This window comes from Streptomyces anandii JCM 4720 (assembly GCF_014650655.1).
Classification (GTDB): domain Bacteria; phylum Actinomycetota; class Actinomycetes; order Streptomycetales; family Streptomycetaceae; genus Streptomyces; species Streptomyces anandii.
Genome location: NZ_BMVJ01000005.1, coordinates 141934 through 150814, shown reverse-complemented (window position 1 = coordinate 150814; position 8881 = coordinate 141934). Strand labels below are relative to the sequence as shown.

Genomic DNA, 8881 nt, shown 5'->3' with positions numbered 1-8881 from the left:
CCGCCACCCAGTCCGACAGCGCGGCCCGGCTCGCGGTGCGGCTGGCCCGGCCGCTGCACTGGTACCTCTACCCGCACGCCCGCGCCCGGGAGTTGCACACCCTGGCCGACGTGGTGATCGGCACCGCCCGACGCCTGGGCGACCGGGAGAGCGAGGCATGGGGGCTGGACCACCTGTCCGCGGTGCACTGGCTGCACCGGCGGTACGACAGGATGCGCCAGTCCCTCGAGGAGGCGCTCGCGCTCTGGCGGGAGACCGGCGACCGCGACGGCGAGCGCCGCGCCCTCGGCAACCTCGCGGACGCGCTCGCGGAACTGGAGCTGTACGAGGAGTCCGTCGCCGTGCAGCGGCGGCATCTCGCCCTCGCGGCCGAGACCGGCGACCGCATGGCCCGGGTGACCGGCCTGGGCAACCTCGCCCGGGCCCAGTTGGGCCTGGGCCGGACGGCGGACGCGCTCTCCTGCCTGGAGGAGAGCATGGCGCGGGCGCGGGAGATCGGCGAGCACGCCCTGGAGGGCCTCGCCCTCAACGAGATCAGCTTCATCCTGTTCGACGAGGGCAGGGTCCGCGAGGCGCAGGAGCACATGACACGCGCCGCTCTCCTGCCGGACGCGAACGTCGGGGCGTACGTGCGCTGGCGCGGGTACGCCTGGAGCGCGTTCTTCCCCGCCTGCATGACCCTGCGGGTCGGGCCGCGTTCGTCGGAGAGGACGGTGGGCTGAGGTCGTACGGGTGCGTATACCGCCGCTATACCGGCCGCCCGCACACTGGGGCGGGCGAGTCCCTCCAAGAGTTCACCGACCCAGAACCTGGCAGGCCTCATGGAAGTCATTGCACACTCCGAGGAGCGCATGCTCCGGATCACGCCGATGGCCGATCCCCCCGGCCTCCGTCTGGAGGGCGAACTCGACGCCACACGGCACCAGGAACTCATGGACACGCTGTCCCCGCTGGCCGCGCGGGGCGGCGAGGTGCGCCTCGACCTCGCCGGGCTGCGCTTCATCGACCTCGGCGCGCTGCGGCTGCTGACCTGCCTGGTGGAACAGTGCGGCAACGGCGTCCGGCTGGTCCTGGACAATCTGTCGCCGCAGCTGGAAAACCTTGTGCTGACCGTGAGTTGGGAACGTCTGCCCGGGCTCGTCCAGGGGCGGAAGGGGATGTCATGACCGCCGAGGCACCTGCTGACCAGCCGATGGAGGCCGGCCGGACGAGCGCGCGGCAGGGAGTCCAGCACTGCGCGCTTCTCTACGGCGACGACCAGGAGTTCCTCGCCGGCGCCCTCCCCCACCTGCGCAAGGGCATCGAAGCCGGCGACCCGGCGTTCGCGGTCACCCCGCGCAAGGAGGCCGAGGTGCTGCGCGACTCTCTCGGCTCCGACGCCCCGGCGGTGCAGTTCATCGACCCGTCGGACTTCTACAGCACGCCCGTGCGCGCCATGGCCGGCATGATGGCCGTGGCCCGCTCGCTGGGCACGCGCCCGGCGTGGGTGGTGGCGTCGGCCGACTGGTCGAAGTACCCGGACGCGATGGAGTGGGTGCGCTACGACTCGATCTTCAACCTGGGCTTCGCCGACGCGGACTTCCGCGGCTACTGCTGCTACAACACCTCGGTGCTCTCCCCCGAGGTCATCTCCCTGGTGCGGCAGACCCACCCGAACATCCACGAGGGTGCCCGCCTGCGGGAGAACCCCGACTACCGGGACCCGTACGACTTCGTCGCCGACGTCGACAGCACGCCCCTGCCACCCTCCCCGAGTTCCGCGGCCTCGATGGAGGTCATGCCCACCGACCTGCACGCGCTACGGGTCTTCGTCACCGAGCAGGCCAGGCGGTGCGCGATAGCGGGTGACGCGCTCTACAACCTCCTCGTCGCCGTGACGGAGGTCGCCACCAACGCCGTACGCCACGGCCATCCGCCCGTGACCCTGCGGGCATGGCCCGACAACGGGCTGGTCTGCGAGATCACCGACTCCGGTCACTGGGAGCCCGAGGAGTTCCTGAGCTGGGTGCCCCCGCGGTCCGCCCTGAAGTCCGGCTTCGGCATCTGGGGCGTCGGCATGCTCTGCGACACCGTCCAGGTGCGCACCGGCCCCAAGGGCACCGCGGTAAGGCTGCGGACCTGCGGGAACTGACGGGCGCGGGCCCGCACGGTGCCGGGCGTGGCGGACCGCGGAGACGGCCGGGGCGCGCGAGAACGCGCTCCGGCCGTCCCTCTTCGGTGGTCGGTCGTCGACTAGTAGTGGGCCACGCACCAGTTGGCGAAGGTGGCGAACGCCGCCTGGGTCCCGGACCCGGCTATACCGTCGATGGGGCCGCTGTAGCCCCAGCCGTTGTTCTTCAGGAAGCGCTGGAGGGCGGACACCGTGCCGCTGCCGACGATGCCGTCGATCGCGCCGGTGTAGTTCCAGTACGCCTTGAGGTGGCGCTGTTCCGCCTTCCAGCTGTTGGGGCCCAACTGGCCGTCTATGGAGTCGTTGTACCCCCAGTTCGCCGCCAGCCAGCGCTGGAAGCCCTTGGCCTGGGTGGAGTTCAGGCCGAGGTTGACCACCGCGCTGGGCGCGGCGGCCCCGGCGGTCACGGCGTGCTGCTGGGCCGGGCCGGATGCCGCGAAGCCGGCACTCGCGCCCGCCAGACTCCCGGCGGCCAGTGCCACGACCGCGCCGAGGGTGACGAGCGACCTTGCCGGCATTCTGCTTCGCATGCGTCTCTCCGTGAGGTGCGAGGTTGGAAGCCCCGCATGGCGGGGCTCTTCGAGCTCTTCAACTCCGCTGTGCGCAAACGGGCACAGGCAAAGGTCCGTGCCAAAGGCCGATCCTGGCAGCGGAGGTCGAGCCTCAGCAGACCTCTTTCGGCCTTCCGCTAAGCCCCGTTCGGAAACCGTCGGCGGGGGTAGGGAATGGGAAGTCCCTTACCGGCGCCGCCGCATGCGGGTGCCGTGCGGGGCCGGTTTCGGTGAGCGGGGAAGGGGCTGGTCGGTCGTGGGGTCGGGAGACGCCGTGCGCGGCACGGTCGAGGCGGTCGTCGTCGACGACGGGCGTCTGCTGCTCGTGGAGCGCCCCGGCGGCTGGGGTCTCCCGTCCGGCAGCCCGGAGCCCGCGGAGAGAGCGTCGGCCACCGCCGCACGCGTGGTGTACGAGCTCACCGGCTATCTCGTCGACGGCTCCACGACGCTGCGCTCCGAGGCGGCGGGCGGGGGCGCGGAGGCGTCGTCCGCGGTGGTGTGCCACCTGCTGAGCACCGATCCGTCCGCGGAGGCGAGCCTCGGCCCGGAGCGGGTCCGCTGGACGCCCTTCGAGGAGACGGCCGGGGCCGCGCTGCCCGGGGTCGTCCGGGACTATCTGGAGGGCCACACGCCGGTGTGAGCGGGGTACGCGTGCGCGCTCAGTGGCCGCTCGCGGGGCCGGGCGACTCGGCGAGGAATCGCCGCCGGTCGACGACCACGCGGTCGATCTCGCCCCGCGCGACCAGGTCGCCCGAGCCGTCGACGGCGCGTACCCGGAAGGTCAGCCGCCGGCCCGTGGCGGTGGCGGGCGGCTCGGCGACCACGTCCACCCGGCCGCCCACGCGGGTGGGCCGCAGGTGTTCGACGCGGATCCCGGTTCCGACGGTCGTCCGCCCCTGCGCGGTGAAGGGCGCGGCGGCCCGTACGGTCGCGGCCTCCATCCACGCGATCAGCCGCGGGGTGGCCAGCACGGGCACATCACCGCTGCCCACCGCCACCGCCGTGTCGGCGTCGGTCACCTCGTGGAGCATGCCTCCACGCTAACGCCGCGGAGGGCCCTAGGCGGGCGGGCGGGTGTGGGTCGGGCTCAGGAGGGTGAGCAGCGCGGCGCAGTTCGTCGTCACCGGCGTCCGCGTTGAGGCCGACGCGGACGCCGAAGGCGGCCTGGCTGCGGCTGCTGGTGTATTCGTCGCCCGGTGCTGACCCCGCGGCTCAACGCCCGGATCGGGGTGGGTCCGGCCATCGTGGTCGGCGCCGCCCTCAACGCAGGTTTCGTCGTGGCCGCCTGGGCTCCGCGCACGGGGACCGTGCCCTGGCCTCTGCTCGGCTTCACCGTGACCGCCGTGGGGGTCAGCATCTGGAACGTGAACGCGGTCAGTCTGCGCCAGGCGACCACTGAGGACGCGATGCTCGCCCGGATGAACGCGGCGAACCGCTTCCTGATCTGGGGCACCATGCCGCTCGGCGCGGCGGCCGGAGGCCTGCCGGCGGACCAGTTCGGGCTGCGTGCCACCGTGGCGTCTGCGCGCTGGCCGCGCCCGCCTGCGCGCTGCCGGTGCTGTTCTCCCCCGTGCGGAGGGTGCCGACCATGCCGCAGCCGCCGGCGCCCGTGCGGATTGCGGTGCGGACTCAGGGGCGGATTCAGGGGCACCCGACCCCGCCGGCCGGCACCGAGCGCAGAGAGCTGAAGCACTGAGCACTGAGCACTGAGCACTGAAGCACTGAAGCACTGAAGCACTGAAGGATCTCCCCCTGCAGCCCTCGGTCCGTGCCGCGTCCAACGCCGCACGGGCCGCGGCACATTGCTGCCGTGGGCACTGTGTGCCACCGGGTTCTTCTTCCCCCGCGCGGGGGCGGATCGGCAGTCTCGATGTCTCGACCACCGTGGATCGATTCCGTCCGCATTTCTCCGGGAGAGACCGATGGACATCCGGCAACTGAGGACCTTTCACCGTGTGGCCGCGCTGGGGAGTTTCACCCGGGCGGCCGCCGAACTCAACTACGCGCAGTCCAGCGTGACCGCGCAGATCAAGAGCCTCGAAGTGTCCCTGGGCAGCGAGCTGTTCGAGCGGGTCGCGGGCAAGGTCAAGCTCACGCCCGCGGGTACGCGGCTGCTGCCGTACGCCGGGCAGATGCTGTCGCTGGCGGACGAGGCGCGCGGGGTGGCGTCGCCGCACGCGCACCCCGAGGGCGTGCTGACGATCGGCACGATGGAGAGCATCACCTCCTACCGCATGCCGGCCGTCCTGGAGTACTTCCACCACCGCTACCCGCGGCTGCAGCTGGCGCTGCGGCCCAGCCTGTGCGCCGAGACCCTGCACTCGCTGCGGCAGGGCGTGTTCGACGCGGGCTTCCTGATGGAGGCCGAGACGCAGCACTCCGGTGTGCACAGCGAGGTGCTGGGCGTAGAGCCGCTGGTCCTCGTCGCCCCGCCCGGCCACCGGCTCGCGGACGAGACCAAGGTGCCCACCGACGAGCTGCGCCAGGAGTCGGTGCTCGCGCCGGAGGCGGGCTGCGCCTACCGCGAGCTGCTGGAGGCGGAGCTGAACGACGGCTCCGGCGAGCCGGTGCCGTTCCTGGAGTTCGGCAACATCGAGGCGATCAAGCGCGGGGTCGGCGCCGGGCTCGGGATCAGTCTGCTGCCGCGGATGACGGTCGCCGACGAGCTGGGCGCGGGGGCGCTGGTGCCGCTGGCGTGGGAGCCGCCGTTCGAGCTGTTCACCCAGCTGGCGTGGCGCAAGGGGGCGCAGCTGTCGCGTGAGCGGCAGGTGTTCGTGGAGCAGGTCATCGAATTCCTCGGGCAGGAATACCGGACCGCCTGAATATCGGCCTGGTCGATAACCCCCATCTGCAATGCCGAACAATTCTTCTGGACTCCGTGATGTTCCGGCACGGACAATTCTGGAGTCACAGTAACAGCGGCAAGGAGAACTCCTCATGTCTCAAGTCATGCTCCCGGCGAAAAGGTTTGTCGTGTCGAGCGTGTCTTCCGATGCCCATATGTGGAACCTCGTCTTTCTTCAGCTGCTGCTCGAGGAGCAGGGCGCCGAGGTCACCAATCTGGGCGCCTGCGTGCCGGACGAGCTCATCGTCGAAGAGTGCCGCCGTACCCGCCCCGACGTGCTCGTCATCAGCACGGTGAACGGGCACGGGCATCTCGACGGGCTGCGGTTGATCCGCCGTATACGCAGCGAGCCGGATCTGGCGGATCTGCGGGTGGTCATCGGCGGGAAACTCGGTGTGCGCGGCGCGGAGAACATCGTGTACGCCGAGGAACTGGCGCTCAGCGGATTCGACGCGGTATTCGAGGCGGACGGCGGCATCGACGGATTCCAGGAATTCCTGGCGACACTCGAGAACGCGGACCGGCCGGCGCTCACCTCCGGGGCCGCCGCGTGAACACGGCCGTACGGACATCATCCTTTCCCGTGGCACGGGTCGCGCCGCAGGGACGCTTTTCCCGCCGGGTGCGTGAAGCGCGTGAGCAGGGGCGTCTGGTCGTGCAGCCGCGGATGGGCTTCGGGGATCTGGCGACGATGCGGGAGGGGCTGCTCGGGGTGCGGGCCGCCGACGCCGCGGCGGTCGGCACGATCACCCTGGACAGCTACACCCGCGTCAACGACCACGACTCCGCGCGCCAGGCCCTGCGCACCGGCGCCGAACTCAACGGCTTCCCGCTGGTGGCGCACGGGCCGGTGGCGACCCGGCGGCTGCTCGGGGAGGTGTCGGGGGACGGCTTCCCCGTCCAGGTCAGGCACGGTTCCGCGCTGCCGTACCCGCTGTTCGAGGCGATGGTGGCGGCCGGCGTCGACGCCACCGAGGGCGGCCCGGTCTCGTACTGCCTGCCCTACAGCCGGGCGCCGATCAGCGAGGCGGTCAAGGCGTGGGCGCGGTGCTGCGAACTGATCGCGGCGCAGCCCGAGCCGATGCACCTGGAGAGCTTCGGCGGCTGCATGCTGGGGCAGTTGTGCCCGCCCTCGCTGCTCGTCGCGCTCAGCGTGCTGGAGGCGCTGTTCTTCCGTGAGCACGGTCTGAGCGACATCTCGCTGAGCTACGCGCAGCAGACGCATCCCGGGCAGGACCTGGAGGCGATCGCGGCGCTGCGCCGGCTCGCGGGCGAGCGCCTGGCGGGGGCCGACTGGCACGTCGTCCTCTACACGTTCATGGGGGTGTTCCCGCGCACTCTGGTGGGGTCGTTCCGGATCCTGGAGGAGAGCGTCCGCCTCGCGGTGCGCAGCGGCAGCGAGCGGCTCATCGTGAAGACCCCGGCGGAGGCGCACCGCATTCCGACGATCGCCGAGAACGTGGACGCGCTGGAGTTCGCCGACGCCATCGCGCGCGACGAGGCGGGCCGGGCGGCACGGGTCTCGACGCCCGCGGCCGGGTCGGGGTCGGGCGCCGCGCACGGGTCCGGCGCGGAGTCCGGGGACGAGGTGCGGGCCACCGACTCGGGCATCTACGAAGAGGCCAGGATGCTGGTCGACAGCACCCTGGAGCTCGCGCCGACCGTCGGCGAGGCGCTGATCCGTGCCTTCTCGCGGGGTCATCTGGACGTGCCGTACTGCCTGCACCAGGACAACGCCAACAGGTCGCGGGCGTACGTCGATCCGGGCGGCATGCTGCGCTGGGCCGAGCCCGGCCGGATGCCCCTGCGGGTCGACCGGGGCGGGACCGCCCGCCGGCCGGTCAGCGCCAAGGGGCTGCTCGGCATGCTCGGCTTCAACGAACGCCGCTTCGACCGCGAGCAGCTGACCCACGGCCACTTCACCAGCCGTCCCTCCATCTCCGCGAGGAGCGCGTCATGAGCACACCCACCCTGGACGCCGTGCGAGGGCGCGGCGCGCTGCGGGCGGCGGTCAGCCGCGGCATCCGCGGACTGTCGCTGCGCGGCGACGACGGCCGGTGGAGCGGCCTGGACACCGATGTCGCCCGAGCCGTGGCCGCGGCCGTCCTCGGCAGCCCGGAGGCCGTCGAGTGGGTGCCCACCGACCCCGCCGACCGGCTCGGCCGGCTGGCCTGGGGCGAGGCCGACCTGACCGTCTGCAACGTCAGCTGGACCCTGGGCCGCGAGGCCGGCTGGCCCGTGCTGTTCGCGGGGGTCACCTGCTACGACGGCGAGGGCTTCCTGGTGCGGGCGGACAGTGGCGTCACCCGGCCCGAGGAACTGGCCGGGCGGCGCGTGGCCGTGCAGGCGGGCACCACGAGCGCGGCCAACCTGGCGTCCTGGTACGGCGGCCGGGGCCCGGCGGTCGAGCCGGTCGCCTTCGCCACCCCGGGCGAGACGCTCGCCGCCTACGCCGCCGGCGAGTGCGCCGCCTACGTACTGGACCGGGTCGCGCTCGCCGGTGAGCGGGCCGCGCTGGCGGACCCGTCCGCGCACCGCATCCTCGACGCGGCCATCTCGCGCGAGCCGATGGCGGCCGCGGTGCGCGACGACGACCCGTCCTGGTTCCGGCTGTGCCGGTGGGTGCTGCAACTGCTGCTGTCCGCGGAGTACGAGGCCGACGAGGCGGCCGAGTCGGGCGAGCGGGACAAGGCTCTCGCCCGGGCCGCGGAGGCGGCCGGCGCGCACGGGCCCGCCGTGGGCCTCGACACGGACTGGGCCGCCCGGGTCCTGGACGCGGTCGGCACCTACGCGGACGTCTACGAGCGCAACCTCGGCCCCGCCACCGGCCTGGCCGTGCCCCGCGGGCTCAACGAGCTGTGGACCAGGGGCGGACTGCACTACGCCGTGCCGCTGCACTGACCCACCGTCCGGCTCAGCCCACCTGACTCACCGTCAATCCCCCCATCAGAAAGGGCACTTTCACATGAGTACCGACACTCGGGCGCCGAACCAGGAGACGAGGGGAGCGATCGAGCTGACGATCGCCATGGTCCTCTCCGGCACCCTGGGCGTCTTCGTCATCGAATCCGGTGCGTCGCCCTTCAACGTGGTGTTCTTCCGCTGCCTGTTCGGCACCGTCACGCTCGGTCTGTACTGCCTGGCACGCGGCTTCTTCAAGAACCACGGGTTCACCGCGAAGAAGCTGGGCCTGGCCGCGCTGGGCGGCGTGTTCATCGTCTTCAACTGGGCCTTCCTCTTCGAGTCGTACGAGCGTACGTCGATCTCGGTGGCCACGGTCGTGTACCACACGCAGCCGTTCTACGTGATGCTGCT

General features: G+C 72.0%; 11 protein-coding genes. 9 read left to right on the top strand and 2 right to left on the bottom strand.

Features of this window, described 5'->3' with window-relative positions; translation table 11 throughout:
• The 3 genes from IE249_RS39730 to IE249_RS11505 form a co-directional block, all read left to right on the top strand.
• Window positions 1–722 (top strand): tetratricopeptide repeat protein (locus IE249_RS39730; RefSeq protein ID WP_268249688.1); only part of this gene is annotated, 722 nt, incomplete at its 5' end.
• A gap of 99 nt (window positions 723–821) precedes the next feature.
• Window positions 822–1166, top strand: a complete 345-nt coding sequence (locus IE249_RS11510) for an STAS domain-containing protein (RefSeq protein WP_189704694.1) — start codon at window positions 822–824, stop codon at window positions 1164–1166.
• A complete protein-coding gene (locus tag IE249_RS11505; protein ID WP_189704693.1) occupies window positions 1163–2131 on the top strand; it encodes an anti-sigma factor RsbA family regulatory protein in 969 nt (322 codons plus the stop codon). Before IE249_RS11510 ends, IE249_RS11505 begins: the two co-directional genes overlap by 4 nt.
• A gap of 101 nt (window positions 2132–2232) precedes the next feature.
• Here IE249_RS11505 and IE249_RS11500 read toward each other — a convergent pair whose 3' ends face one another.
• Window positions 2233–2700 (bottom strand): peptidoglycan-binding protein, encoded by a 468-nt coding sequence (locus IE249_RS11500; protein WP_189704692.1) that lies wholly within the window; start codon window positions 2698–2700, stop codon window positions 2233–2235.
• A gap of 277 nt (window positions 2701–2977) precedes the next feature.
• Here IE249_RS11500 and IE249_RS11495 point away from each other — a divergent pair, with 277 nt between their 5' ends.
• The gene (locus tag IE249_RS11495) at window positions 2978–3361 is read left to right on the top strand and encodes an NUDIX hydrolase (protein ID WP_229858151.1); all 384 of its coding nucleotides are present in this window, start codon (window positions 2978–2980) and stop codon (window positions 3359–3361) included.
• A gap of 19 nt (window positions 3362–3380) precedes the next feature.
• Here the strand turns inward: IE249_RS11495 and IE249_RS11490 are convergent, their stop codons facing one another.
• Window positions 3381–3752: a thioesterase family protein gene (locus IE249_RS11490; protein WP_189704690.1), complete on the bottom strand. Its 372-nt coding sequence runs from the start codon at window positions 3750–3752 to the stop codon at window positions 3381–3383.
• A gap of 891 nt (window positions 3753–4643) precedes the next feature.
• Here IE249_RS11490 and IE249_RS11485 point away from each other — a divergent pair.
• The 5 genes from IE249_RS11485 to IE249_RS36960 form a co-directional block, all read left to right on the top strand.
• Complete coding sequence (locus tag IE249_RS11485) at window positions 4644–5543, top strand: LysR family transcriptional regulator (RefSeq protein WP_189704689.1); 900 nt, start codon at window positions 4644–4646, stop codon at window positions 5541–5543.
• Window positions 5544–5658: 115 nt separating this feature from the next.
• Window positions 5659–6120: a cobalamin B12-binding domain-containing protein gene (locus tag IE249_RS11480; RefSeq protein WP_373304371.1), complete on the top strand. Its 462-nt coding sequence runs from the start codon at window positions 5659–5661 to the stop codon at window positions 6118–6120.
• 68 nt (window positions 6121–6188) lie between these two features.
• On the top strand, window positions 6189–7526 hold the full coding sequence (locus tag IE249_RS11475) for a methylaspartate mutase (protein ID WP_189704687.1): 1338 nt from the start codon (window positions 6189–6191) through the stop codon (window positions 7524–7526).
• Window positions 7523–8467 (top strand): transporter substrate-binding domain-containing protein, encoded by a 945-nt coding sequence (locus tag IE249_RS11470; RefSeq protein ID WP_189704686.1) that lies wholly within the window; start codon window positions 7523–7525, stop codon window positions 8465–8467. The genes IE249_RS11475 and IE249_RS11470 overlap by 4 nt, the downstream gene beginning before the upstream one ends.
• 64 nt (window positions 8468–8531) lie before the next feature.
• The coding region (locus tag IE249_RS36960; protein WP_229858144.1) for an EamA family transporter at window positions 8532–8881 on the top strand (350 nt) is incomplete at its 3' end.